Source organism: Bradyrhizobium sp. LTSP857, assembly GCF_000938285.1.
Taxonomy (GTDB): Bacteria; Pseudomonadota; Alphaproteobacteria; order Rhizobiales; family Xanthobacteraceae; genus Bradyrhizobium.
Genome location: NZ_JYMS01000048.1, coordinates 126,542 through 150,359, shown reverse-complemented (window position 1 = coordinate 150,359; position 23,818 = coordinate 126,542). Strand labels below are relative to the sequence as shown.

The 23,818-nt window shown below is 64.2% G+C and carries 23 protein-coding genes; 5 read left to right on the top strand and 18 right to left on the bottom strand.

Features of this window, described 5'->3' with window-relative positions; all coding sequences use genetic code 11:
* The first annotated feature begins 99 nt into the window (after window positions 1–99).
* Entirely contained in the window at window positions 100–1,428 is a 1,329-nt protein-coding gene (locus UP06_RS33250; RefSeq protein ID WP_044999801.1) for an IS1182-like element ISBrsp9 family transposase, read from the top strand.
* An 88-nt stretch (window positions 1,429–1,516) separates the two neighbouring features.
* Here the strand turns inward: UP06_RS33250 and UP06_RS33245 are convergent, their stop codons facing one another.
* The 13 genes from UP06_RS33245 to glpD all read right to left on the bottom strand — a co-directional run bounded on the left by UP06_RS33245 (window position 1,517) and on the right by glpD (window position 16,805).
* Complete coding sequence (locus tag UP06_RS33245; RefSeq protein WP_082081805.1) at window positions 1,517–2,383, bottom strand: IclR family transcriptional regulator; 867 nt, start codon at window positions 2,381–2,383, stop codon at window positions 1,517–1,519.
* Between the two features lie 12 nt (window positions 2,384–2,395).
* Window positions 2,396–3,301, bottom strand: a complete 906-nt coding sequence (dapA, locus tag UP06_RS33240) for a 4-hydroxy-tetrahydrodipicolinate synthase (RefSeq protein ID WP_045007921.1) — start codon at window positions 3,299–3,301, stop codon at window positions 2,396–2,398.
* Window positions 3,302–3,332: 31 nt separating this feature from the next.
* Window positions 3,333–5,099: an ABC transporter permease subunit gene (locus UP06_RS33235; RefSeq protein ID WP_245305611.1), complete on the bottom strand. Its 1,767-nt coding sequence runs from the start codon at window positions 5,097–5,099 to the stop codon at window positions 3,333–3,335.
* A 2-nt stretch (window positions 5,100–5,101) separates the two neighbouring features.
* Entirely contained in the window at window positions 5,102–6,253 is a 1,152-nt protein-coding gene (locus tag UP06_RS33230; RefSeq protein WP_045007919.1) for an ABC transporter ATP-binding protein, read from the bottom strand.
* Window positions 6,250–7,335: an ABC transporter substrate-binding protein gene (locus tag UP06_RS33225; RefSeq protein WP_045007918.1), complete on the bottom strand. Its 1,086-nt coding sequence runs from the start codon at window positions 7,333–7,335 to the stop codon at window positions 6,250–6,252. The genes UP06_RS33230 and UP06_RS33225 overlap by 4 nt, the downstream gene beginning before the upstream one ends.
* Window positions 7,336–7,346: 11 nt before the next feature.
* Window positions 7,347–8,783, bottom strand: coding sequence for an FAD-binding oxidoreductase (locus UP06_RS33220; RefSeq protein ID WP_045007917.1), 1,437 nt, complete (start codon window positions 8,781–8,783; stop codon window positions 7,347–7,349).
* A gap of 380 nt (window positions 8,784–9,163) precedes the next feature.
* Complete coding sequence (locus tag UP06_RS33215; protein WP_045007944.1) at window positions 9,164–10,906, bottom strand: ABC transporter substrate-binding protein; 1,743 nt, start codon at window positions 10,904–10,906, stop codon at window positions 9,164–9,166.
* A 129-nt stretch (window positions 10,907–11,035) separates the two neighbouring features.
* Window positions 11,036–11,365: a DUF2160 domain-containing protein gene (locus UP06_RS33210; protein WP_045007916.1), complete on the bottom strand. Its 330-nt coding sequence runs from the start codon at window positions 11,363–11,365 to the stop codon at window positions 11,036–11,038.
* 10 nt (window positions 11,366–11,375) lie between these two features.
* A complete protein-coding gene (locus UP06_RS33205) occupies window positions 11,376–12,182 on the bottom strand; it encodes a carbohydrate ABC transporter permease (protein WP_045007915.1) in 807 nt (268 codons plus the stop codon).
* Window positions 12,182–13,084, bottom strand: coding sequence for a carbohydrate ABC transporter permease (locus UP06_RS33200; protein ID WP_045007914.1), 903 nt, complete (start codon window positions 13,082–13,084; stop codon window positions 12,182–12,184). The genes UP06_RS33205 and UP06_RS33200 overlap by 1 nt, the downstream gene beginning before the upstream one ends.
* Window positions 13,084–14,169: an ABC transporter ATP-binding protein gene (locus UP06_RS33195; RefSeq protein WP_045007913.1), complete on the bottom strand. Its 1,086-nt coding sequence runs from the start codon at window positions 14,167–14,169 to the stop codon at window positions 13,084–13,086. The genes UP06_RS33200 and UP06_RS33195 overlap by 1 nt, the downstream gene beginning before the upstream one ends.
* 12 nt (window positions 14,170–14,181) lie before the next feature.
* Window positions 14,182–15,258, bottom strand: a complete 1,077-nt coding sequence (locus tag UP06_RS33190) for an ABC transporter ATP-binding protein (RefSeq protein ID WP_045007912.1) — start codon at window positions 15,256–15,258, stop codon at window positions 14,182–14,184.
* Window positions 15,255–16,805: a glycerol-3-phosphate dehydrogenase gene (gene glpD, locus UP06_RS33185; RefSeq protein WP_045007911.1), complete on the bottom strand. Its 1,551-nt coding sequence runs from the start codon at window positions 16,803–16,805 to the stop codon at window positions 15,255–15,257. The genes UP06_RS33190 and glpD overlap by 4 nt, the downstream gene beginning before the upstream one ends.
* A 232-nt stretch (window positions 16,806–17,037) precedes the next feature.
* Here glpD and UP06_RS33180 point away from each other — a divergent pair, with 232 nt between their 5' ends.
* Window positions 17,038–17,322 carry a type II toxin-antitoxin system Phd/YefM family antitoxin gene (locus tag UP06_RS33180; protein WP_045007910.1) on the top strand — a complete coding sequence of 95 codons (285 nt, stop codon included), beginning with the start codon at window positions 17,038–17,040 and terminating at the stop codon, window positions 17,320–17,322.
* Entirely contained in the window at window positions 17,319–17,744 is a 426-nt protein-coding gene (locus UP06_RS33175; RefSeq protein ID WP_045007909.1) for a type II toxin-antitoxin system VapC family toxin, read from the top strand. Before UP06_RS33180 ends, UP06_RS33175 begins: the two co-directional genes overlap by 4 nt.
* Window positions 17,745–17,748: 4 nt before the next feature.
* Here UP06_RS33175 and UP06_RS33170 read toward each other — a convergent pair whose 3' ends face one another.
* Both UP06_RS33170 and UP06_RS33165 read right to left on the bottom strand, forming a co-directional pair.
* Complete coding sequence (locus UP06_RS33170) at window positions 17,749–18,594, bottom strand: DeoR/GlpR family DNA-binding transcription regulator (protein WP_045007943.1); 846 nt, start codon at window positions 18,592–18,594, stop codon at window positions 17,749–17,751.
* Window positions 18,595–18,696: 102 nt separating this feature from the next.
* Window positions 18,697–19,383 carry an HAD family hydrolase gene (locus UP06_RS33165; RefSeq protein ID WP_045007908.1) on the bottom strand — a complete coding sequence of 229 codons (687 nt, stop codon included), beginning with the start codon at window positions 19,381–19,383 and terminating at the stop codon, window positions 18,697–18,699.
* Between the two features lie 154 nt (window positions 19,384–19,537).
* On the opposite strand from UP06_RS33165, the gene UP06_RS33160 reads away from it, so the two are divergent.
* Together UP06_RS33160 and UP06_RS33155 are read left to right on the top strand one after the other, a co-directional pair.
* Window positions 19,538–20,005 (top strand): nuclear transport factor 2 family protein, encoded by a 468-nt coding sequence (locus UP06_RS33160; RefSeq protein ID WP_045007942.1) that lies wholly within the window; start codon window positions 19,538–19,540, stop codon window positions 20,003–20,005.
* A 322-nt stretch (window positions 20,006–20,327) separates the two neighbouring features.
* Window positions 20,328–20,723 (top strand): nuclear transport factor 2 family protein, encoded by a 396-nt coding sequence (locus UP06_RS33155; RefSeq protein WP_045010621.1) that lies wholly within the window; start codon window positions 20,328–20,330, stop codon window positions 20,721–20,723.
* Window positions 20,724–20,891: 168 nt separating this feature from the next.
* On the opposite strand, the gene UP06_RS33150 is transcribed toward UP06_RS33155, so the two are convergent.
* The 3 genes from UP06_RS33150 to UP06_RS33140 form a co-directional block, all read right to left on the bottom strand.
* On the bottom strand, window positions 20,892–21,083 hold the full coding sequence (locus UP06_RS33150) for a hypothetical protein (protein ID WP_024341426.1): 192 nt from the start codon (window positions 21,081–21,083) through the stop codon (window positions 20,892–20,894).
* A gap of 219 nt (window positions 21,084–21,302) precedes the next feature.
* Complete coding sequence (locus tag UP06_RS33145; protein WP_045007906.1) at window positions 21,303–21,713, bottom strand: acyl-CoA thioesterase; 411 nt, start codon at window positions 21,711–21,713, stop codon at window positions 21,303–21,305.
* A 7-nt stretch (window positions 21,714–21,720) separates the two neighbouring features.
* Window positions 21,721–23,817 carry a 3-hydroxyacyl-CoA dehydrogenase NAD-binding domain-containing protein gene (locus tag UP06_RS33140; protein WP_045007905.1) on the bottom strand — a complete coding sequence of 699 codons (2,097 nt, stop codon included), beginning with the start codon at window positions 23,815–23,817 and terminating at the stop codon, window positions 21,721–21,723.
* Window position 23,818: the final 1 nt, after the last annotated feature.

The following is a 23,818-nucleotide window of genomic DNA, read 5'->3' as shown; positions in this document are numbered from 1 at the left end:
CCTCAGAGCGTGTGATTTTTTGGCAGCGTGCCAGGTAAATCTGTCCGAATGCCGGTGGCATGTGATTCTCTGGCGATGATGGATTGGCGGGAGGCGAAGATGGCTGCCGATGAATTGTTCGGTGATCTGCCGGCGCAGTCGAAGCCTGAAGCCGACGCGGCGCCGCTCGGCGCGCCACGGCTGCGTGAGCCACAGCGCGACCAGATCGCGTTGCGAGCGGTGGATATCGAGAGCCTGATCGGGGAAGACCATCCGGTGCGCCTGATCTGGTCTTATGTCGAAGAGCTTGATCTGAGTGAGCTGGAGAACCGGATCAAGGCCAGGGGCGACCGCCCCGGTCACCCCGCGACCTCGCCGCGGCTTTTGCTGGCGCTGTGGCTCTCAGCCACCAGCGAGGGCGTCGGCAGCGCGCGAGCATTGGAGCGACTGTGCGAGAGCCACGATGCCTATCGTTGGCTGTGCGGCGGGGTGTCGGTGAACTATCACATGCTGGCGGACTTCCGGGTCGGTTGCGCCGACCTGCTGGACCGGCTGCTCAGCGAGCATCTGGCGGCGCTGGCGAAGGCTGGTCTCGTCAATCTGGCGACACTGGCGCAGGACGGGGTGCGGGTCCGGGCCAGCGCGGGAGCCGCCTCGTTCCGGCGCGAGGCGACACTCGAGCGGCATCTGGCCCTGGCTGGGACGGTGGTGGAAGACCTCAAGCGCGAAGTCGACGTGCGCTCTGACGCCAGCAATCAGCGCGCCCGGGCAGCCAAGGAGCGAGCCGCGCAGGAACGCAGCGCGCGCGTGAAAGCGGCGCAGGCGGCGCTTGCCGAGATCAAGCAGCAGCGCAAGGAACGCGAGAGCAAGCAAGGCAATGGCAAGACGCCGAAGGAGCCGCGCGCGTCGACGACGGACGCCGATGCACGGGTCATGAAGATGGCGGATGGCGGCTTCCGCCCAGCCTACAACGTGCAGGTGACGAGTGCGGCCGGCGAGCAGTTCGTCACTGACGTTAAGGTATGCAACACGGGGTCCGACCGCGGGCTGATGCGGCCCATGCTGGAGCGGCAGCGCACGCGCCCTGGCGGCCTGCCCAAAGACCATCTCGTCGATGGCGGCTTTGGCAGCGCGGAAGACATCGAGTGGGCGCATGCCGAGGGCATAGAGGTTTTTTGCCCGCCCACTCAATCCAAGCACGGCACCGACCCCTACCTGCCGCGACGCGGCGACGGCGCGGGGGTACTGGCTTGGCGTGCGCGGATGGCGAGCAAAGAGGGCAAGGCCCGGTACAAGCCCCGTTCGATATGCGAGTGCATCCATGCCCGCTGGCGCAACTGGAACCTACGGCAATTGACCGTGCGCGGGATCGAAAAGGTCCGCGCCGTCGTGCTCTGGTACGCCCTCACCAACAACATCCTGCAAGGCAACCGCCTCCGCAGCGCATAAACGAGAGCTCATCGACGAACTCAGACCCGCCATTTACCGCGACAGGAAACTCCACTCCGTTCCGAACAAGTAAAAGCGTCACAAGCTCTCAGGCTGCGTAGCGGTTGAACTTCGACTTGGAGATCGAGGTTGCGGCGACGTGGACGTGCTGCGCCAGCTCAGCCTCGGCGCGCTCTTTGGTCCAGCGCGTCGTCGGCACCGAAATGTTGATCGCGGCAACGGCACGGCCGTGCTCGTCGATGATGGGAGCCGCGACCGAAATGTCGCCCATCACGGTCTCGTTCATGATGACGGCATAGCCGCGCCGGGCGGCCACGCGAACGCGCTCCAGCAGCGCCTTCGGATCTGTCTCCGTGAAGGGCGTCAGCGGCGCGAGCGGCGTTCGCTTGAGAAGGTCGAGGCGCTCCTCCTCGGGCAGTGCCGACAGGATCGCGGTGCCCGACGCCGTGAAGAAGGTCGGCAGCCGGCTGCCGATCACGATGTCGATGTTGATGAGATGCGCGCCCGGAAAGCGCGCCACAAAGACGACCTCGTGGCCATCCAGTTCGTGCAAATTGGTCGTCTCGCCGAGATTGCGGCTGATCTCGAGCAAATAGGGCGAGGCGCGGTCGATCAGATCGTTGGCCTTGAGATAACTGTGCGAGAACTGAAGCACCTTTGAGGTGAGACCGTAATTGCGCGTGCCCTCGATGCGCTTGAGATAGCCGAGCGTCTCGAGCGTGTAGACCAGGCGCTGGGTGGCGCTGCGGTCGAGATCGGCGGCGCGCGCGATGTCGGCGAGCGTCATGTAGCGCTGCGGGCCGTCGAAGGCATGCAGGACCTGGAACGCCTTCTCGGTCGAGCCGACGAACAGCGACGAGCGTGGCTCCGCGCTATTGTCCGCATTCTTCTCGACGGCCCTGGGCTTCCGCGCCTTCACTTCGCGGCCGCTGCCGTCGCGACTGCTACGCGCCATGCTGCCGTCCCCTCACCCGATGCCCTCCGAGATTGCCAGTTGCCGACCGAGCTCAGCGCGGAGCGCGGCGACCAGCGCCGGCGCCGGCTGCACCAGTGGCGCCAGCATGCGCGGCGCCTCGACGCCGACGAGGTCCATCACCGCTTTCATCGGTCCCGGATTGGTTTCGGCGAACGCCATGTTCATCAGCGGGATCAGGCGGCGATGCAGGCTCAAGGCCTCCGCTGTCTTGCCAGCTGTGGCCGTCTCGAAGACCTGGCGCCAGGCGCGCGGCAGCAGGCACGCGGTCACGATGATGCCGCCCTTCGCGCCCGCCGCGAGATGCAGCGGGAACAGGCTGTCCTCGCCGCTCAGCACCGCAAAGCTCTCGTCGACGCCGGCCACGACCTGGAGGAAATGGTACATGTCGAGATTGCAGGCCTTCATGCCGATGATGTTGGGATGCCCTGAGAGTTCATGCAGGATCTTGGGCTCGATCGCTATCCGGGTGCGATAGGGAATCTCGTAGATCAGGATGGGCACGGGCGAAGTATCGGCATAGCGCAGGAAATAGTCGCGGACGCCAGCCTGAGTCGGGTTGGTATAGTATGGCGTGAGAACCAGGAGGCCGTCCACGCCCTCGGCGGCGAATTCACGGCCGGCCTGGAGGGCATCATGGAAACCGGTGTCGAGCACGCCAGCGATGACCGGGCCCTTGCCCGCCATCGCCTTCACCGACAAGCCGGCCATCTTGATGCGCTCCGCGCGTGCCAGCGCGCCATATTCGCCGGTGCCGCCGAGCGGCACCACGCCGTCGATCTCCTGCTTGTTGAGCCAGGCAAACAGGGCCGAGACCGCGCCGGCATCGATGGTGTCGTCGGCCTTGACCGGGGTCGGAATGGCCGGGAACAAGCCGTGGAGGCGATTGGCAGTGAGCATGATGTGAACCTCTGGTTGGAATGCGGGACGGCTACCTCGCCGCAGCACGCCGGCGCAGGCGTTCGGCGACGAAGATCAGCAGTCCCATGAAAACGAACAGGCAGGTCGAGACGGCAGCGATCGCGGGCGAGACCTGAAGCGTCACCTCGTCCCAGAACTGCTTCGGCAGCGTCGCGTTCAGGCCGCCGGTCGCAAACAGCGCGATGGTGAGTTCATCGAACGAGGTCGCGAAGGCGAACAGGAACGAAGACATCATGCCCGCGCCGAGGATCGGGAAGGTGACGTAGCGCAGCGTCGCAAGCGGGCGCGCGCCGAGGCTCTGCGCGGCGTGGTCGAGCCGCGTATCATAATTGCGCAGCACGGCCATCATGGTCATGACCACGTAGGGCACCGCGACGACGGTGTGTCCGAGAATGAGGCCGAAGGCGCTGCCGACCAGGCCCATGCGGGCGAAAACGTAGAACAGGCCGACCGCGATGATCATGCGGGGCACCACGATCGGCGACAGGATGAAGGCCAGCCACGCCGCCTTGCCGCGGATGTCGCTGCGCACCAGCAGGAACGCGGCCGGCGTGCCGATCAACATGGCGAGCAGTCCCGTGCCGACCCCGACCAGGAGCGAGCGCAGCATGGCCTGGGTCCAGAGCGGCGAACTCAGCACGGTCTCATACCAATGCAGTGTAAAGCCCTGCGGCGGCCAGTTGAGGCCACCGGTGCCGAACGACAGCGGGATCATCAGGATGGTCGGTGCGCTGATGATGAGTAGCATGATCCAGACGAAGGCCTGCAAGCCCATGCCGGCTTGGTCGGGATTGCGGTCGCGACGGCGTGACGGCAGGAGCCGGAGAATCCGGTCGGAGATTGCACCGAGCAGCGTGAGGAGCGCGTCGCCCGCTTTCTGAAGGGGACCCGACAGACGCGACGGCGCCGCGTTGCGCGGCGCGGTCGCGCCGGTCATGGTCGACAGGCCAAGCAGCCGGTCGTAGGCCGCAAAGACGATGAAGACCACGAACAGCAGCAGCACCGAGATCGCGCCGGCAAAGCCCCAGTTCATGGTCTGCTGGACCTGGTCGATGATGAGCTGCGTGATCATGGTCTCGCGGCGCCCGCCGAGCAGGGCCGGCACGATGAAGAAGCCGATCGCGGTGACGAACACCATGATGCCCGCCGCGGCGACGCCCGGCAGCGACAGCGGAAAATAGATTTTCCAGAACGCCATGCCCGGCCGCGCTCCGAGCGTGGCGGCCGCGCGCGGCAGGGTACGGTCGATGTTCTCCATCACCGCGAGCATCGTCAGCACGGCGAGCGGCAGCAACGCATTCACCATGCCGACGAGAACGCTGCCGAAATTGTAGAGCAGGCTCGCGGGGCTGGAGATGATGCCGAGCGAGATCAGGAGCTTGTTGATGACGCCGTTGCGCCCGAGCAGCACGATCCATGCGAAGGCGCGGACCAGGAAGCTGGTCCAGAACGACAGCAGCACCCAGAACAGGAGCGTCGTCTTGCGCTTCTTGTCGACGACCGAGATCAGATAGGCGATCGGATAGCCCGTGACGACGCAGATCAGCGTGGTGACCAGCGAGATCTTCAGGGTGATCAGGAGAACGTCGAGATAGACCGATGAGGCGAAGAGCTGGCGGTATTGCGCCAGCGTGAAGCCGCTCTCGCCGTAGACGCTGAGCAGCAGCAACTGGCCGACGGGATAGACCAGGAACAGCACGAGCAGCAGGACCAGCGGCGCGCCCATCGCCGCCCGCGTCCAGGCCAGATTCCGCTGTATCGCGCGCGGGGCGGCCAAGCTCAGATCCCCTTCCCGTCACTGATCGCGACGGCGTCGGTCGCATGCCATCCGAGCGACAGAAGCTGCCCTATCTCGTAGGGCGCCGCGCCGCTGCGGGTCGGATGCGCGGCGACGAGTTGCGGCATGCCCGCCGTCTCGGGCGCGATGTAGAGCCGCGTCAGGCTACCGCTGATCATCACGTCCAAAAGCCGGCCCGAGAGCCGACCGGCGAGCTGGTCTCCGCCGCCGGCGTCGCCGACCACGAGATTCTGGGGACGCACCATGACCTTGATCGGCTCGCCCGCGGCGAAAATGCCGCCATTGCCGACCGCGCGCGACGGCGCGGCCTGTGCAGCCAGGACGACATCGAGCCCGTCACCGTCTACGCCACGCACGGTGGCGCTGAGCAAATTGGACTCGCCGAGGAAGTCGGCGACGAACACCGAGCGCGGACGGAAATAAAGATCTTGCGGCGTGCCGAGCTGCTCGATGGCGCCCGCATTCATCAGGCAGATGCGATCCGACATGGTCATCGCCTCTTCCTGGTCGTGAGTAACATAGACGATCGTGGTGCCGAGCTCGCGATGGATGCGCTTGATCTCGAGCTGCATCTGGTCGCGCAGCTTCTTGTCGAGCGCGCCGAGCGGCTCGTCCATCAGGATGATCGCGGGGCGATAGACGATGCAGCGCGCCAGCGCGATGCGCTGCTGCTGGCCGCCGGACAGCTCGCGCGGATAGCGTTTTGCAACGTGCGGCAGCCGCACCGTCTCCAGCGCCTCTGCCGTGCGCCGGCGCGCCTCGGTGTCGGCCACCTTCCGCATCTTCAGCGGAAACGCGATGTTGTCCTCGATCGTCATGTGAGGAAACAGCGCGTAGTTCTGGAACACGACGCCGATATCGCGGTCATAGGCCGGGCTGTGCGTGACGTCGGCATCGTCGATCAGTATCCGCCCCTCGTCGGGATGGGCGAGGCCTGCGATCAGGCTGAGCAGCGTCGTCTTGCCAGATCCCGACGGGCCGAGCAAAGTGAGGAATTCGCCCCTGGCGACGTCGAGGCTGGTCGGCGCCAGCGCGACGAAGTCGCCATAGCGCTTGCACAGCTCGTGAATGCGCAAGCTCGACGAGACCGTGGGGCGCTCCGATCGCTTCGCGCTTCCCTTGACGCCGGTCAAGCCAGGATCCAGCTGTTGAAGCGCTCGATGACGGCGGCCTGGTTGTCGTACCAGAATTTCGGATCGATCTTCAGCCCGGCCTTGATGTTGTCGGGATAGGTCGGGCAGTTCTTGGCGACCTCCGGCTTGATGTAGTTGAAGGCCTCCGGCTGGGTGAGGCCAGCCGGGAAATATTCCACGAGGGCTGCCTGTCGCTTCGGATCGGAGGCGAACTTGATGAACTCGCGGCAGGCATCCGCATTCGGCGTGCCGGCGAGGATCGACCAATTGTCGGCGCCCCAGACCCCCTGGTTCCAGATAATCTCGACAGGCGCACCGGCCGCCTGCGCCGACTGCGCACGCGACACCCAGGTCGGCAGCATGTCGATCTCGCCCGAGGTCAGCATCTGTTCGACCTGCGCACCGCTGGTCCACCACACGGCGACCGACGATTTGATCTTGTCGAGCGAGGCGAAGGCCTTGTCGAGATCGCAAGGGTAGACCTGCGCGGTCGGCGCGCCCGCTCCCATCAGCGCTTCCTCGATCGTGTCGAACGGATGCTTGCGCACCGAGCGGCGGCCGGGGAAGTCCGCCACGTTCCAGAAATCGGCCCAGGATTGCGGCGCCTTGCGGCCCTTGAAGGCGTCGGTGCGATAGGCGAGCACCGTGCTGTAGACGTTGGTCGCGACGCCGTAGGGCGATTCGTATTCGGCCGGAAGCGTCTTGATCACCGGCTCGGATTCGAGGCCGTGCTTCTCGAGATATTGCTTGGCGCCGGTGGTCAGGATCTGGATCGCGGGCCAGGAGATCTTGGCCATGTCCCAGGTGTAGTTCTTGGTATCGACCATGGTCTTGATCTGCGCGACCGGCTCGGCATTGGCCTGCACCCCGACCACCTCGATGCCGGTCGCTTCGGTGAACGGACGGTAGAACACCGCGCCATAGGCCTTGGTGTAGATGCCGCCATCGTCGCGCACGACGATGCGTTTTCCGGCGGCGCGGGACGGCGACCAGACCGAAGGCGCAGCGAGCGCGACGGCGCCGGCTCCTGCACCGAGCAGCAGGCGGCGTCGGGAAGTGATGATCTTGGGAGCGTTGGTCATGTCAGTCCCCTCTATGATGTTGCAATGGATGGTGGTGGCAGAACGCGGCCAGGGTTGAAGAGACCCTTCGGATCGAAGGCCTGTTTCACCGCCCGCATCAGCGCGAGCTCGACCGGCGGCTTGTAGCGGGACATCTCGCCGGTCAGCGTGCGCCCGACGCCATGCTCGGCGCTGAAGGTGCCGCGCAGCGAGCTTGCGACATCGTTCATGGCGTGGCGAATTCGCTGCGCGACGGCGTCGCGCTCCGGCACGGCGTCCCACTCGGCAAAGCCAAAGAAGGGAATGAGATGGATGTTGCCGTCGCCCATGTGGCCGACGATCACGAACGGCTGATCCGGCACGATCGCGCGCACGGCCGCCATCGCCTGGTCGATGAAGGCCGGCACGGTCGACACCGGGACCGCGGTGTCCGACGTCAGGCCCACGCCGGCTTTCTTGTTGGCTTCCGAGACGCTGTGACGCACCAGCCACATCGCCTTGCGCTGCGCCTCGCTCGCAGCGACGACGCCGTCGCTGACCAGCCCTGCCTCGAGCGCCTGTTCGAGCACCGTTTGCATCGCCACCGCGAGCGCCGCGGCATCGCCGGTGTCGGACAATTCGACGAGGACATGCCAGGTGTCGATCTCCGCGACCGGACAGCGCCGGCCCGGCACCTGCTCCAGCACGAGCTGGATCTGCTTCGCATTCATCAGCTCGAAGGCGGAGAGCCGTGAGCTGCAAGAGGCCTGGAACAGGCCGAGCACGTCCAGCGCCTTTTGCGGATCATCGACCGCAAGCCAGGCGACGGCCTCCGCCGTCGGCAGTGGATGCAGCTTCAGCACTGCGCCAGTGATGATGCCCAGCGTGCCCTCGGATCCTATGAAGAGATGCTTGAGGTCGTAGCCGGTGTTGTTCTTGCGCAGTGCGTAGAGGCCGTCCCAGACCGATCCGTCCGGCAGAACGACCTCCAGCCCGAGCACATTGTCGCGCGTGTTGCCGTAGCGCAGCACGCCGGTGCCGCCGGCATTGGTGCCGATATTGCCGCCGATCTGGCAGGATCCTTCAGCGCCGAGGCTCACCGGAAAGAGCCGGCCGGCAGCGGCGGCGGTCTCCTGAATGGTCGCAAGCACGCAGCCGGCATCCACCACCATGGTATTGTTGACGGGATCGAGCGAACGGATCCGGCGCATGCGCGTCAGTGCGACGATGACCGGCGGCTTGCCCTGCCCCGACGGCGTCGCACCACCGCACAGGCTGGTGTTGCCACCTTGCGGCAACACCGGCGTTTCATGCGCGACGCAAAGGCGGACGATGGCCGCGACCTGCTCCGTGGTGGAAGGCAGCACCGCACAGAGCGCCGGCGCCCGAAAACGGCCGCGCCAATCCTCGGTCAGGCCCGCGAGATCCTCCTCGCGAGTCAGCACGGCCGTGTCGCCCAGCAACTGCCTGAACGCCTCGATCAATGCCATCACCAGCCTCCGGGACGGGCCGACGTTGGCCCAAACGGCGTCTGCGCAAGTAATCGAAATACGATTACTTCAATCGCATTATGCTGATCATGAATTCAGCGTGACAGGGAGTCAAGCGGGGGGCCCTCGCTTCGCGGGGGACGTGCCTCCACACCACAGCTGTCATTCCCCGCGAAAGCGGGGAATCCAGTACGCCGCGGCCTCTCCGTATCCCACTCCTGTCTCCGGAATACTGGATCGCCCGATCAAGTCGGGCGATGACACCGAGGGTGAGGAGCAAGCTTCGCGAACGACGACGGCGGAGAAGAATTGGGAGCGCGCCAACGCAAAAACAAAAAGGCCGGGATTGCTCCCGGCCTTTCGTCGTTATGCGACCTGCCTTATTGCAGCGAGGCGCGCTTGGGCGGGGTTGCCGGCCACGACTTGATCAGCGTGTCGTAGTCGATCGTTTCGCCCTTCGGCTTCTCGTTGGCGAGCTTGCGCTGCGGCGCGATGGTGCCGTCCTTCTGGGCCTTGGCGAACCAGAACTCGGCCGACTCCTTCTTGTGCAGCTTCGGACCGCAGGCACCCTGCACGCCCGACTTCTCGATACGCTCCATGACGGAGTCTTGCGCGGCGGCAAGAGCATCCATCGCGGCTTGCGGCGTCTTCGCACCGGACGACGCATCGCCGATGTTCTGCCACCAGAGCTGCGCGAGCTTCGGATAGTCAGGCACGTTGTTGCCGGTCGGGGTCCACTGCACGCGCGCGGGCGAGCGGTAGAACTCGATCAGGCCGCCGAGCTTCGGCGCACGCTCGGTGAACGACTTGTCCCAGATGTCGGATTCACGGATGAAGGTGAGACCGACATGGCTCTTCTTCAGCGACACCGTCTTGGAGACGATGAACTGGAGATACAGCCAGGCTGCCTTGCGGCGATCCGCCGGGGTCGACTTCAGAAGCGTGAGCGAGCCCGCGTCCTGGTAGCCGAGCTTCATGCCTTCCTTCCAGTACGACCCGTGCGGCGACGGAGCCATACGCCACTTCGGCGTACCGTCCGCGTTCATCACGGCGATGCCCGGCTTCACCATGTCGGCGGTGAAGGCGGTGTACCAGAACATCTGCTGAGCGATGTTGCCCTGCGCCGGGACCGGACCCGACTCAGAGAACGTCATGCCCTGCGCCTGCGGCGGAGCGTACTTCTTCATCCACTCCAGGTACTTCGTGATCGAGTAGACGGCGGCCGGACCGTTGGTGTCGCCGCCGCGCTCGATCGACGAGCCGACCGGACGACAACCTTCCATGCGGATGCCCCACTCGTCGACCGGCAGACCGTTCGGAATGCCCTTGTCGCCGTTACCCGCCATCGACAGCCAGGCGTCGGTGAAACGCCAGCCGAGCGAGGGGTCCTTCTTGCCATAGTCCATATGGCCGTAGACCTTGACGCCGTTGATCTCCTTGATGTCGTTGGTGAAGAACTCGGCGATGTCTTCATAGGCGGACCAGTTCACGGGAACGCCGAGCTCGTAGCCATACTTGGCCTTGAACTTGGCCTTGTAGTCGGCGTTGGTGAACCAGTCGTAGCGGAACCAATAGAGGTTGGCGAACTGCTGGTCGGGCAGCTGGTAGAGCTTGCCATCCGGCGCGGTGCCGAACGACTTTCCGATGAAGTCGTTGACGTCGAGCTTGGGATCCGTGACGTCCTTGCCCTCGCCGGTCATGTAGTCCGACAGCGCGATGGTCTGGCCGTAGCGGAAGTGCGTGCCGATCAGATCGCTATCGTTGATCCAGCCGTCATAGACGTTCTTGCCGGACTGCATCTGGGTCTGAAGCTTTTCGACGACGTCACCTTCCTGGATGATGTCATGCTTGAGCTTGATGCCGGTCAGCTCGGAGAACGCCTTGGCGAGCGTCTGCGACTCATATTCGTGAGTTGCGATGGTCTCCGAGACGACGTTGATCTCCATGCCCTTGAAGGGCTCGGCGGCCTTTGCGAACCACTCCAGCTCCTTCTTCTGGTCGTCCTTCGAAATGGTCGAAGGCTGGAATTCCGTGATCCACTTCTGGATGACGGCATCGTCGGCGGCGCGGACCGGCGCCGAGACGGTGAACGACACCGCAACGAGCGCGGCGACGCTAGACATCGTCAGAAAGCTGTTCTTGGTCAATGGACCTTTCCTTCTCCTAAACTGTCGCATGTTGTTCCTCCGTTGCAGCGACAAACTTTATACAGGCCCGGGTTGGTCCCGGATCTGGCCGTCCCTTCGCGAGCGTCAAACCGTGCGAAAAATGAGCACGGCCGTGGCCAGCGAAATTCCACTTGCGAGCCACAGGCTCGAAATCTCAAATCCCTCCTCGCCGATCGGCAACGTCGCGAGTGCGTCGGTGCCGGCGAAGGCGATCCACAACAGATGGATGACGGCCGCCGTGATCAGCGAGATGAAAAGCCGGTCGCCACGCGTGGTCGGGATGCGCAGCACGCCGACACGCTCGGCCTCGGGGTAGACCGCGGCAAGCCAGGTCATCACGGCAAGCGTGCAGGCGAGCGCGACAAAGAAGATCGCCGTCGGCAGCGTCCAGGCCATCCATGCGATGGATTCCATTGTTGCCTCCCTAGACCCGACCGAGCGCGAAACCGCGCGCGATGTAGTTGCGGACGAACCAGATCACCAGCGCGCCCGGGATGATGGTGAGTACGCCGGCAGCCGCCAGCAAGCCCCAATCCATGCCGGCCGCCGACACCGTGCGCGTCATGATCGCCGCGATCGGCTTGGTCTGCACCGAGGTCAGCGTGCGCGCCAGCAGCAGTTCGACCCAGGAGAACATGAAGCAGAAGAAGGCGGCGACGCCAATGCCGCTCGCGATCAGCGGCACCAGGATCCTGATGAAGAAGCGCGGGAAGGAATAGCCGTCGAGGAAGGCGGTCTCGTCGATCTCGCGCGGCACCCCGGAGACAAAACCTTCGAGGATCCACACTGCCAGCGGAACGTTGAAGATGCAGTGTGCCAGCGCCACCGCCCAGGGCGTATCGAATAGGCCGATCGCCGAGTAGAGGTTGAAGAACGGCAGTGCATAGACCGCCGCCGGCGCCATGCGATTCGACAGCAGCCAGAAGAACAGATGTTTATCGCCAAGGAAGCGGTAACGCGAGAATGCGTAGGCCGCGGGCAGCGCCACCGAGATCGAAATGATGGTGTTGAGGACGACATATTCCAGCGAGTTGATGTAGCCGGAATACCAACTCTCGTCGGTGAAGATGCGCTTGTAGTGCTGGAGCGTCGGCGCATGCGGCCATAGCGTCATCGTCGAGACGATCTCGGCATTGGTCTTGAAGCTCATGTTGACGAGCCAGTAGATCGGCAACAGCAGGAATATCAAAAACAGCGCCATGATCAGGCGGCGGCCGGGGATCGAGTGCATCACGCGGCTCCTTCCTGCGGCTTCCGGTCATTACCGGCATTGGTCATGACGGTGTAGAAGATCCAGCAGACGATCAGGATGATCAGATTGTAGACCAGCGAGAGTGCGGCGGCCTTGCCGAGGTCGAACTGGCCGAGCGCGATCTTGACGAGTTCGATCGAGACGAAGGTGGTCGAATTGCCGGGCCCGCCGCCGGTAACGACGAACGGCTCGGTATAGATCATGAAACTGTCCATGAAGCGCAGCAGCACCGCGATCAGCAGCACGCGGTTCATCTTCGGCAGCTGGATCGCCCTGAACACGGCCCAGCGCGAGGCGCCGTCGATTTGGGCTGCCTGATAATAGGCCTCCGGGATCGACTTCAGGCCGGCGTAGCACAAGAGCGCAACGAGGCTGGTCCAGTGCCAGACGTCCATCACGATCACGGTGACCCAGGCGTCGATCTCGTTGGAGACGTAGTTGTATTCGATGCCGATGGCGTTGAGGACATAACCGAGCAGGCCGATGTCGGGCCGGCCAAATATCTGCCAGATCGTGCCGACCACGTTCCACGGAATCAGCAGCGGCAGCGCGAGGATCACGAGGCAGGCCGCGACAGTCCAGCCGTCGCGCGGCATCGACAGCGCGACGACGATGCCGAGCGGGACTTCGATGGCGAGGATCACCAGCGAGAAGAATAGATTGCGCCCGAGCGAGGCGAGGAAGCGGCCGCCGAGATCGGTCGAGGGATCGAGCAATTCCTTGAACCAGCCGACGCCGTTCCAGAAGAACTGGTTGTTCCCGAACGTGTCCTGCATCGAATAGTTGACCACCGTCATCAGCGGCAGCACCGCGGAGAAGGCGACGACCAGGAACACCGGCAGCACCAGGAACCAGGCTTTTTGGTTGATGGTCTTGTCCATCAGGCGGCTCCCTCCACCAGAAGGCTGTCGGCGTAGACGTGCACATGCGACGGATCGAATTTCAGCCCGGCGGTGCCGTCGGAGCTGGTGAAGCCGGCCGGCGCGCGCGCCGCGAGTTTTGCGTCACCGAGGCGCGTGCGCGCGAAGCGAATGCGGCCGAGATCGTCGACGCGTTCGATTTTCGCCGTGAGCAGGCCGGGTGCCGGCGCGACGGCATCGACGAATTCCGGACGCACACCGATCTCGATCTTGGCGCCCGCCGGCAGGTTGTCATAGCTGCGGTTGAGCGCGATGACGTGACCGTCGATCCGCGCCTCGCGGCCCCTCACCTCGGCCGGAATGATGTTCATGCCGGGTGAGCCGATGAAATAGCCCACAAACGTGTGCGCCGGCTTGTCGAACAGCTCGGCCGGCGTGCCGCTCTGCACCACACGACCGTCATGCATGACGACGACGGTGTCGGCGAAGGTCAGCGCTTCGGTCTGGTCGTGGGTGACGTAGATCATCGTGAGGTCGAGCTCGCGATGCAGCGCCTTCAGCTTGGAGCGGAGCTGCCATTTCAGCTCGGGATCGATCACCGTCAGCGGCTCGTCGAACAGCACCGCTGCGACGTCGGAGCGCACGAGACCGCGACCGAGCGAGATCTTCTGCTTGGCATCGGCCGTGAGCCGGGTCGCCTTGCGGTTCAGATAGGGCTCGAGGTCGAGCAGGCGGCCAATCTCGGCGACGCGCTTGTCGATCTCGGCCTTCGGCACGCCGCGGTTCTTCAACGGAAACGCCAGGTTCTGCCCCACCGTCATGGTGTCGTAGATTACCGGAAACTGGAACACCTGGGCGATGTTGCGCTTCTGGGTTGACAGCGGTGTGATGTCCTGGCCGTCGAACAGGATTTTCCCCCGCGACGGCGTGATGATGCCGGAGATAACGTTGAGCAGCGTGGTCTTGCCGCAGCCAGACGGTCCGAGCAGCGCATAGGCACCGCCCTGCCGCCAGGTCATGGTCACCGGCTTCAGCGCAAAGCTCTCCTGCGGCGCATCATTGCCGCCGTAGGAGTGGGCGAGATCGACGAGGTCAATGCGGGCCATGGCGCACCTCCCTCATGATACCGGCGCAGCGACCAAGCGGTCAGCCGCGTCGAACACGAAGACATCATTGGGATCGAGCACGGCGTCGATGGTCTGGCCTGGCTCGAACTCGTGCACGCCGTGCAGCACCGCAACCCAGTTCGATCCGTCGCGGGTCAAATGCACAAAACTCTCCGAACCGGTGATCTCGGTCACCGTCACCGTGGCATGAAAGGCATGGCGGTCAGTCTCGCCATTGGCGAGTGCGAGCTGGTGGGCGCGAAAGCCGACGCGATAGGCGCCGTCGGCGAGAGAGGAATAAAGACCGGACGCCGGCGCGGCGATGCCTCCTGCATATTGCACGGAACCGTTCTTCTTCTCGATGCCAACGAGATTGAGCGGCGGATCGGAGAACACCTGTGCGACGCGCAGCGTCTGCGGCCGGCGGTAAACGCTCGGCGTCTCACCGATCTGGAGCGTCTGGCCCTCCCACATGCAGACCGTGTTGCCGCCGAGCAGCAGCGCCTCGGTCGGCTCGGTGGTGGCATAGACGAAGATCGCGCCGGAGGCCTCGAAGATGCGCGGCAGCTCGGTGCGCAGCTCTTCGCGCAGCTTGTAGTCGAGATTGGCGAGCGGCTCGTCGAGCAGCACGAGGTCGGCGCCTTTCACCAGCGCGCGCGCCATCGCGGTGCGCTGCTGCTGGCCGCCGGAGAGCTGGAGCGGCGTGCGCTTCAGGAAGGGCTCGAGCCGCAGCAGTCTTGCAGCTTCAGCCACGCGCTTCTCGATCTCCGCGCGCGGTTTGCCCTGCACGCGCAACGGCGAGGCGATGTTCTCATAGACCGTGAGCGAGGGGTAATTGATGAACTGCTGGTAGACCATCGCGACCGAGCGCTGGCGCACGTCGACACCGGTGACGTCCTTGCCGTTAACCAGCAGCTTGCCCGTCGTCGGCTTGTCGAGGCCGGCGAGCAACCGCATGATCGAGGTCTTGCCCGACAGCGTCGGCCCGAGCAGCACGTTGAGCGTGCCGCTCTCGAGCGTCAGCGAGACGTCACGGATGTGCGGGACCCCGTCGACGGTCCGGGTCACATGATCGAGTGTCACGCTCATAAGCGTCCTCCTGCTTCCAGCAGCGGACTTTGCGGCACAGCGTGGGCTCTGATCCAGTCGTCCAGAGCGGCAATTTCGTCGGCAGATAGTCGCAGGCCGAGCTTGGAGCGGCGCCAGACGATGTCCTCGGCGGTCACCGCCCATTCGTTGGTCATGAGATAGCGGACCTCGCGTTCGGTCAGTGTCGCACCAAAAGCCTGACCGAGATCGGAGGCCGATTTTGCATCGCCGAGCAGCTTGATGGCGCGGGTGCCATAGGCCCGCGCAAGCCGCCGCGCATGCTCATGGCTGAGGAAGGGGTAGCCGCGCTGGAGCTCGCCGATCAGGCCGTCGACCGCCGACACATCCATGTCGCCGCCGGGCAGCGGCCATTTGCCGGTCCAGCCCTCGCGCGCTTTCGCACTGCGAAGATAGGGCGCGAGCCGCTCCAGTGCCTCTTCGGCGAGGCGGCGATAGGTCGTGATCTTGCCGCCATAGATTGACAGCAGCGGCGAGCCGCCGGGCGTGTCGAGCTCGAACACGTAGTCGCGGGTGGCGGCCTTGGCTTCGCTGGCGCCATCGTCATAGAGCGGACGCACGCCGGAATAGGTCCAGACCACGTCCTCAGGCGTCACCGGCTTGGCCAGATATTCGCTCGCAGCCGCGCAGAGATATTGGATCTCCTCCACTGTGGCCTTCACCTTGGAGGGATCGCCGTCATAGTCGCGGTCAGTGGTGCCGATCAGCGTGAAGTCGTCCTGGTAGGGAATGACGAAGATGATGCGGCCATCGGCGTTCTGGAACATGTAGGCGCGGTCGTGGTCGTAGAGTTTTTTCACGACGATGTGCGAGCCCTGCACCAGCCGCACTTTTGCCTTGGCATTGACGCCAGCGCCACGGCCGAGCACGTCCTCGACCCAGGGGCCGCCGGCATTGACCAGCGCGCGGGCTTGGATCTGCGAGCGCGCGCCGGTCAGCGTGTCGACCATGCCCACGGTCCAGATGCCGTCGGCCTGACGGATCTCGGTGGCGCGGGTGCGGGTGCGGATCTCGGCGCCCTTGTCGGCGGCGTCGCGCGCGTTGAGCACGACGAGGCGGGCGTCATCGACGAAGCAGTCGGAATATTCGAATGCGCGGGTGTAGCGATTCGGGATCAGCGGACGGCCGACCTCGTCGCGCCGGAGATCGACCGAGCGCGTTGCCGGCAACAGATGCCGGCCGCCGATATGGTCGTAAAGGAAGAGACCGAGGCGCAAGAGCCAGGCCGGGCGCAGGCCGGCGTGATGCGGCAAGACGAAACGCAGGGGGCGGATGATGTGGGGGGCGATGCCCCAGAGGATCTCGCGCTCGATCAGCGCCTCGCGGACCAGCCGGAACTCGTAATATTCGAGATAGCGCAGGCCGCCATGGACCAGCTTGGTCGACCAGGACGACGTCCCGCTCGCCAGATCGTTCATTTCGCACAGGAAAACCGTGTTGCCCCGGCCCACCGCATCGCGCGCGATGCCGCAGCCGTTAACACCGCCTCCAATGATGGCGAGGTCGAAAATACGCTCCAACAGACGCATCCCCCGGCGACCGCCCGTTCAATCGAGCGGTTACTTTCGTTTTTGATTAGATCACACCAAAAAACGAAAGCAAGATGAAAGAGAGGCGAAGGGAAGCGAAAGCGGAACTTTTTAGCAGGCAATCCGCCGCCGAAGCGGGCAGTTCAGACGGCGCTATGAGCAGCAATATTACTCTTGAATAGTCATGCTCCAACAAATTATAGTCATAATAGTCAAACTGGTTCGTATTGCCATGACCGAACGCAGCACAGCAACCGATCCGCTTGCGACTGACGACACCTGGACGCTTGCCAACGCCAAGGCACGATTGTCTGAGGTGATCGAGCGTGCCCAATCGGGCCCCCAGATCATCACCCGTCACGGCAAGCCCAATGCCGTGGTCGTTTCCGCCGAGGAATGGGAGCGAAAGACCGCGCGCAAAGGCACGCTGGCGGAATTCCTGTTGGCTTCGCCGCTGCGCGGCGCCGACCTTGAGCTTGAACGCCTGCACGACGCGCCACGCGACGAGACGCCGTGAACCTGCTGCTCGACACCAACGTACTGTCGGAGGTTCGCCGGCCGGCCCCCTCGCCGAAAGTCCTGGCGTGGCTTGATGCGATCGATGAGGATCGTGCGTTCATCAGCGTTGCCTCGATCGCCGAGCTTCGCCGCGGCATCGCATTGCTGGAGGACGGCCGTCGACGCGCCGCACTGGCCGATTGGCTCGCTCATGATTTGCCGACACGCTTTGCCGAGCGCATCCTGCCGATCGACCACACGGTGGCCGAACGCTGGGGCGATCTGATGGCGCAGAGCCGCCGCAGCGGCGTTGCCCTGTCCGTCATGGATGGCTTCTTTGCCGCGACCGCGCTCGCAAACAACCTCACGCTCGTCACGCGCAATGTGAAGGATTTTGCCGCGTTCGGCGTGACGCTGCTCAACCCGTGGGACGACGCATAGGCCCCTATCTCAGCCGCACCACGGGCGACGGTTCGGGCGCCGTATCCTGCGCATCGGCCTGGGCATCGTCGATCTCCGCCCCCTTCGGCATCGCCTCGACCACCTCGATGCCCTTGCTGTGGCAGATGGTGGCGAGGCGCTCGGGCAGCTCCTGGTCGGTGACGAAGGTCTGGATCTGGCTGATATGGGCGATGCGGACCGGCGCGCTGCGCCGAAGCTTGGTGGAATCGGCGACCAGCATGACGGTGCGGGCATTGGCGATGATGGCCTGCGCCACCTGCACCTCGCGATAGTCGAAGTCGAGCAGCGCGCCCTCCTCGTCGATCGCGGACGCACCGATGATGGCATAGTCGACCTTGAACTGGCCGATCAGCTGCGTCGCGGTCGAGCCGACCACGGCGCCGTCGGCGCGCCGCACCGTGCCGCCGGCGACCACCACCTCGATGCGGGGATGGCGGTAGAGCAGCATGGCGACGTTGAGATTGTTGGTGATGACGAGCAGGTCCTCGTGCGAGGTCAGCGCGCTTGCGACCTCCTCCGTCGTCGTGCCGATGTTGATGAAGAGCGAGCAACCGTTCGGAATCAGCGATGCGGCCGCAGCCCCAATCGCCTTCTTCTCATCGGCCGCAACGAAGCGCCGCGCTTCATAAGCGAGATTTTCCACGCCCGAGGCGATGATGGCGCCGCCGTGGATGCGGGTCAGCGACCGGCGCTCGCAGAGATCGTTGAGATCCTTGCGGATGGTCTGTGCCGAGACTTCGAACCGGCGCGCCAGCTCCTCGACCATGACGCGGCCCGAGGCGCGCGCGATGTTGAGGATTTCGGCTTGGCGATGGGTCAGTCCGGTCACGGCAATGGCCTCCAATGAGAACGATGCATGGTGCGGCGGTTCGCGCCTTCGGTCAATGCGTGCGCGGATCACGGTTAACGGATGAGCTCACCACGCCATTTCTTACCAAGTCATGGCGGTAGCGAGACGCGCCAGCAGCTCCGGATCGTCGAAGGCGCTTGCCGTCGCGACCGCGCCGGCGCCGACAAGGTCAGCATGGCTGAGGCTGGTCCGGATCCCGATGGTCGGAATGCCCGCCGCCGCGGCGGATTGCACGCCGGAGCGTGAATCCTCGAACGCAATCGAGGCTGCCGCGCTCGCACCGACGAAGCGCAGCCCCTCCTGATAGGGCAGCGGATGCGGCTTGCCATGCGGCAGTTCGTCACCGATCACGAGCGCCTTGAAGCGATGCGAGATGCCGAGGCCGGACAACAGAAGCTCAGCGTTCAGGCGTGGTGCGTTTGTCACCGCGACCATGGGAATGCCAGCGGCGTCCGCCCGGTCGAGCAGCGCCATCAAGCCCGGCAACGGCTCGATCTGCCCAACGACCAGCGACCGGAAAACCTCTTCCTTCTCGCCGAGGATCGCGGCGCGCTGGTCCAACGCTTCATCGGGCAGAAAGCGCTCGCCGATCGACGCATTGGAGAAGCCCTGCAGCTCCTTCGAGAAGCGCGCGTGATCGAAGGCATGGCCGCGAGGACCGAGTACCTGGTTAAACGCCTTCAGATGCAACGGGTCGGTGTTGGCGAGCGTGCCGTCAATGTCGAACAGCAACGCCCTGCTCATCTCCTTGCCGATCGCCCCGATCATGTCCGTACTTTCCCGAATGCACAACGCATCGATGCGAAAGACGTATCAATAGCGTCTCGATCGCGCAATGACGCAAGCGCATGATGATCACGCGACACTCGACAAAGCCGCGCGCGGCTGCAACACTCCATCCAAGATCAAAAAGGAGGAAACCATGACGATCAACCGGCGCGACCTTGCTCTCTCGACTCTTGCCGTCTCGACTCTTGCCGTCTCGGCGCTTGCGCTCACAACGCCTGCGCTGGCAGCCTCGGCGGACGAAGAAGCCGTGGCGAAAAAGGTCGAGGCCTTCCGCCTCGCCCAGATCGCCTCCGATCCCAAGGCGCTCGGTGCGCTGTGCTGGGACGATCTGAGCTACAGCCATTCCAACGGCAAGGTCGAAGACAAGGCGACCTTCGTCACCAACGCCACCGACGGCAAATCAAAATTCCTGTCGATCGAGTATCAGGACCCGACCATCAAGGTCATCGGCCCCGCCGCGATCGTGCGCTTCCACTGGGTGGCGGAACAGGAAATGGTGGCCGATGGGAAAAAAGTGCCGACCAATCTTCACATCCTGATGAACTGGCAGAAGCAGGGCGACGACTGGAAGCTGCTGTCGAGGGCCGCGACGAAATTGTGATGCGTTCTTGCCCTCTCCCTGTGGGAGAGGGTGGCTCGTCGCGCAGCGGCGAGACGGGTGAGGGGTATCTCTCCGCGAGAACCCCATTTAATTCTGAATTCGCGGACAGAACCCCTCATCCGGCGCTTCGCGCCACCTTCTCCCACAAGGGGAGAAGGAAAGTGCAGCAGCAACAAGGACTGCAAAAAATTCCGACCACGCTTTGGCGTCAGAAATCGCGCGGCCTGGCGCAATGCAGCGTATTGCGACGACGATTGCGACCTGACGCTCGACACAATCAAGTGCGGCTGCAACAGTGGACGCAAGATCAAGGACGGAGGATATGATGACACTGAATCGCGACCATGCTGCCACGACGGACCACGAGGCGGTGGCAAAGAACGTCGAGGCATTTCGCCTCGCCCAGATCGCGGCCGATCCGAAGGCGCTCGGCGCGCTGTGCGCGGACGATTTGAGCTACAGCCATTCCAGCGGCTTCCTCGAGGACAAGGCTGCCTTCGTCGCCAACGCCACCGACGGCAAAACGCAATTCCTGTCGATCGCGTACAAGGATCCGACCATCAAGATCATTGGTCCCGCCGCGATCGTGCGCTTCCACTGGACAGCCGAGATGATGGCCGACGGGAAGAAAGTGGCAAACAGCCTTCACATCCTGATGAACTGGCTGAAGCAAGGCGACGAGTGGAAGTTGTTGTCGCGCTCCGCGACCAAGTTGTGATTGCGATTCTTTCCCTCTCCCCCTGTGGGAGAGGGTGGATCGCCGCGTCGCGGCGAGACGGGTGAGGGGTATGCTTCCGCGAGCAACTCTCTCGCTTCCGAATGCGCCGATAGAACCCCTCATCCGGCGCTTCGCGCCACCTTCTCCCACAAGGAGAAGGAAAAAGGCTTACGCCGCTTCCTTCACATCCCCGTTAACCAGCTTACGTGCGGCGCGTTCGGCTTCGCGTGCGTTGCGGAAGAGCTGGCCTTCGAGGCGGTTGAAGCGGTGGGATGAGGCGAAGAAGCAGTAGCCTCCCTGGCTGCGAACGACGATACCCGCAGTCTGCGAATTAACTTCGATGATGTAGCTGTCCGGCATGGCCCGTTGATTCCTCAGTGCGGGCAAATAACCAGATCTCTGCCCAAAGGTTCCTTGGGCAAATCAGCCGGTTTCCACCCCGAATCGACGCGTCATTGAGTACGCCGGGACCTCATCCATTTTATGACTTGTTCTTGGCAAAGCCGCGACGCGTTGGCTCAGTCGCGCCGCGTTTGGCCGATGCTGGATGTCTTCGTGAGGGCGCAATGTCGCGCGCGGTTACGTCGCAATCGGCGTATCGGTGCGGCTGATCGGCTGCGGGCGGCCGTGATCGTCGATCGAGACGTAAGTGAAATTGCCGTCGGTGACGAGGAACGGATGCTCCTCCCTGCGTCGCAGCGCCCAGGCTTCCAGATGCACAGTCATGGATGTGCGACCGACACGCACGAGGTTGGCATGGACGGAGACGAGATCGCCGACATAGACCGCTTTACGGAAATTCATCGCCTCGATCGCGACCGTCACCGTGCGCGACTTCGCGATCTTTGATGCGAACACACCGCCGCCGACGTCCATCTGGCTGAGCAGCCAGCCGCCGAAGATATCGCCATTCGCATTGGTGTCGGCGGGCATCGCCAGCGTGCGGATGCAGAGATCGCCACTCGGCTCGGTGTCGGCCTTTTCGGTCATATGCCTCTCACTTGAAATTGTCCCAGCCCGAATCGGGCGCGAAGCGTCCGCCGAATCTCTCCGCCAGCGCATGCAAGGTGGATACCACGTCATCCACGCCGCGCGTGCGTGCGTAGTTCAACGGACCGCCGCGGAACGGCGCGTAGCCGGTGCCGAAAATCATGGCACCGTCGACCATATCGGCATCGTCGACAATGCCCTCGCGCAACGCCGCCACGCAGACGTTGGACATCGGCAGCACCAGCCGATCGATCATCTGATCGGTGACACGCGGGCCGGCCTCGGGCAACGGCGACTTCTCAGCCTTGCCGTCCTTCCAGGTGTAAAAGCCCTTGCCGGTCTTGCGGCCGAGTTCGCCCTTGGCGACTTTCTCGCGCAGCCAGGCCGGCGTCGGCGGCAACAGATCGCCGAACTTGGTGCGCAGCATGTCGCCCACGTCAAGACAGATGTCGAGCCCGACCTGGTCGGCCAGCTCGATCGGCCCCATCGGCATGCCGAACTGTTCGGCGGCCGCGTCGATCAGGCGCTGGTCGGTCTTCTCGTCCAGCATCACCATGGCTTCCAGCATGTACGGCGTCAGCGCGCGGTTGACCAGAAAGCCAGGCGAGCTCTTCACGGAGAGCGGCAGGCGGTCGATCGCGCCGACGAAGGCGAGCGCTTCCTTCAAGACCTGCGCATCGTTGCCGTCATGGCTGACGACCTCGACAAGTTGCAGCCGCGACACCGGATTGAAGAAATGCAGGCCGACCAGCCGCTCCGGCCGCGCCAGGCCGTTGCGCAAATCCTGGAGCGGAATGCTGGAGGTGTTGGTCGAAAGAATCGCACCCGGCTTCATCTTCGGCTCGAGGCCGGCATAGACCTTCTGCTTGAGCTCGAGCTTTTCCGGCACCGCCTCGATGATGAGATCGGCGTTGCGAACGCCCTCGCCGTCCATATCGGGAATGAGCCGATCGAGCGCGTCACGCACCTCGGTCGGTTTTCGAATGATCTTGCCGTAAAGTTCGGCCGCGCGCTTCACCGCGCCCGCGATCGGCTCGGCCTTCATGTCGGCGAGCGAGACGCGGATGTCCTGCCCCGCGCACCAGGCCGCGATGTCGCCGCCCATGGCGCCGGCGCCGATGACGTGGACATGCTTGATCGTGTTGCCGGAGCCGGCCGCCTTCTTCATCTGCTCGCGCAGGAAGAACACGCGGATCAAATTCTGCGCGGTCGGCGTCACCATCAGCTTGGCGAACGAAGCTTGCTCCGCCCTCAGCATCGCGGCCTTGCTGCCGCCATGGGTCTCCCAGAGATCGATCAGCGCGTAAGGCGCGGGATAATGTTCGCGCGGCGCGGCCTTCGCGGCTTCCGAGCGCATGCGCTTGGCGAGAAGTCCGCGGACCGGACCGAAATTGGCCGCGCGCGCAAGGAGGCCCGGACGCGCCTTCTTCAGCCGACCAAACAGCGCATCCTTCACGGCATTGCGGACATGGCGCTCCTGCGTCACGGTGTCGACGAGGCCGAGCGACTTGGCGCGGCGCGCATCGATGGTGCGGCCGGTCAGCATCAGCGCCATCGACTGGGTCGGATTGACCAGCGCGGTAAAACGTGCGGTGCCGCCGAGGCCGGGATGCAGGCCCAACATCACCTCCGGGAAGCCGAAACGCGCGCCGTCGATGGCGATGCGCGACTGGCAGGCGAGCGCAACCTCGAGCCCGCCGCCGAGACAGAAGCCGTGGATGACCGCGACCGTCGGCAACCTCAAGGCTTCCAGACGATCGACCACCGCATGCGCGGCATGGATGCGGGTCTCCACCATCGCGGGATCGCTGGCGCCGCGGAATTCGTTGACGTCGGCGCCCGCAATGAAGCCGGACGGTTTTGCCGAGCGGATCACGAGACCGGCGGGGCGCTCGGTCTCGATCGCGGCGAGCACGGCGTCGAACTCTTCCATCAATTCGGCGGATAGCGTGTTGGCGCTGGCGTCAGCGCGGTCGAACAGCAGCCAGGCAACACCGTCGGCATCGCGCGTCAGCTTGAAGTTCTTGTACGGATTGTCGGCCACAGGTGGGGGTCCGAGCTCCAGCACACGGTCACCGAGCGCGGTCATGATCTTCGAATCCATG

What these genes read in the sequence shown, in the direction of transcription:
- UP06_RS33250 (WP_044999801.1), top strand. Translation starts at nt 100, where the DNA reads ATGGCTGCCGATGAATTGTTCGGTGATCTGCCGGCGCAGTCGAAGCCT.
- UP06_RS33245 (WP_082081805.1), bottom strand. Translation starts at nt 2,383, where the DNA reads ATGGCGCGTAGCAGTCGCGACGGCAGCGGCCGCGAAGTGAAGGCGCGG.
- dapA (WP_045007921.1), bottom strand. Translation starts at nt 3,301, where the DNA reads ATGCTCACTGCCAATCGCCTCCACGGCTTGTTCCCGGCCATTCCGACC.
- UP06_RS33225 (WP_045007918.1), bottom strand. Translation starts at nt 7,335, where the DNA reads ATGACCAACGCTCCCAAGATCATCACTTCCCGACGCCGCCTGCTGCTC.
- UP06_RS33220 (WP_045007917.1), bottom strand. Translation starts at nt 8,783, where the DNA reads ATGGCATTGATCGAGGCGTTCAGGCAGTTGCTGGGCGACACGGCCGTG.
- UP06_RS33215 (WP_045007944.1), bottom strand. Translation starts at nt 10,906, where the DNA reads ATGTCTAGCGTCGCCGCGCTCGTTGCGGTGTCGTTCACCGTCTCGGCG.
- UP06_RS33210 (WP_045007916.1), bottom strand. Translation starts at nt 11,365, where the DNA reads ATGGAATCCATCGCATGGATGGCCTGGACGCTGCCGACGGCGATCTTC.
- UP06_RS33205 (WP_045007915.1), bottom strand. Translation starts at nt 12,182, where the DNA reads ATGCACTCGATCCCCGGCCGCCGCCTGATCATGGCGCTGTTTTTGATA.
- UP06_RS33200 (WP_045007914.1), bottom strand. Translation starts at nt 13,084, where the DNA reads ATGGACAAGACCATCAACCAAAAAGCCTGGTTCCTGGTGCTGCCGGTG.
- UP06_RS33195 (WP_045007913.1), bottom strand. Translation starts at nt 14,169, where the DNA reads ATGGCCCGCATTGACCTCGTCGATCTCGCCCACTCCTACGGCGGCAAT.
- UP06_RS33190 (WP_045007912.1), bottom strand. Translation starts at nt 15,258, where the DNA reads ATGAGCGTGACACTCGATCATGTGACCCGGACCGTCGACGGGGTCCCG.
- glpD (WP_045007911.1), bottom strand. Translation starts at nt 16,805, where the DNA reads ATGCGTCTGTTGGAGCGTATTTTCGACCTCGCCATCATTGGAGGCGGT.
- UP06_RS33180 (WP_045007910.1), top strand. Translation starts at nt 17,038, where the DNA reads ATGACCGAACGCAGCACAGCAACCGATCCGCTTGCGACTGACGACACC.
- UP06_RS33165 (WP_045007908.1), bottom strand. Translation starts at nt 19,383, where the DNA reads ATGATCGGGGCGATCGGCAAGGAGATGAGCAGGGCGTTGCTGTTCGAC.
- UP06_RS33160 (WP_045007942.1), top strand. Translation starts at nt 19,538, where the DNA reads ATGACGATCAACCGGCGCGACCTTGCTCTCTCGACTCTTGCCGTCTCG.
- UP06_RS33155 (WP_045010621.1), top strand. Translation starts at nt 20,328, where the DNA reads ATGATGACACTGAATCGCGACCATGCTGCCACGACGGACCACGAGGCG.
- UP06_RS33150 (WP_024341426.1), bottom strand. Translation starts at nt 21,083, where the DNA reads ATGCCGGACAGCTACATCATCGAAGTTAATTCGCAGACTGCGGGTATC.
- UP06_RS33145 (WP_045007906.1), bottom strand. Translation starts at nt 21,713, where the DNA reads ATGACCGAAAAGGCCGACACCGAGCCGAGTGGCGATCTCTGCATCCGC.
- UP06_RS33140 (WP_045007905.1), bottom strand. Translation starts at nt 23,817, where the DNA reads ATGGATTCGAAGATCATGACCGCGCTCGGTGACCGTGTGCTGGAGCTC.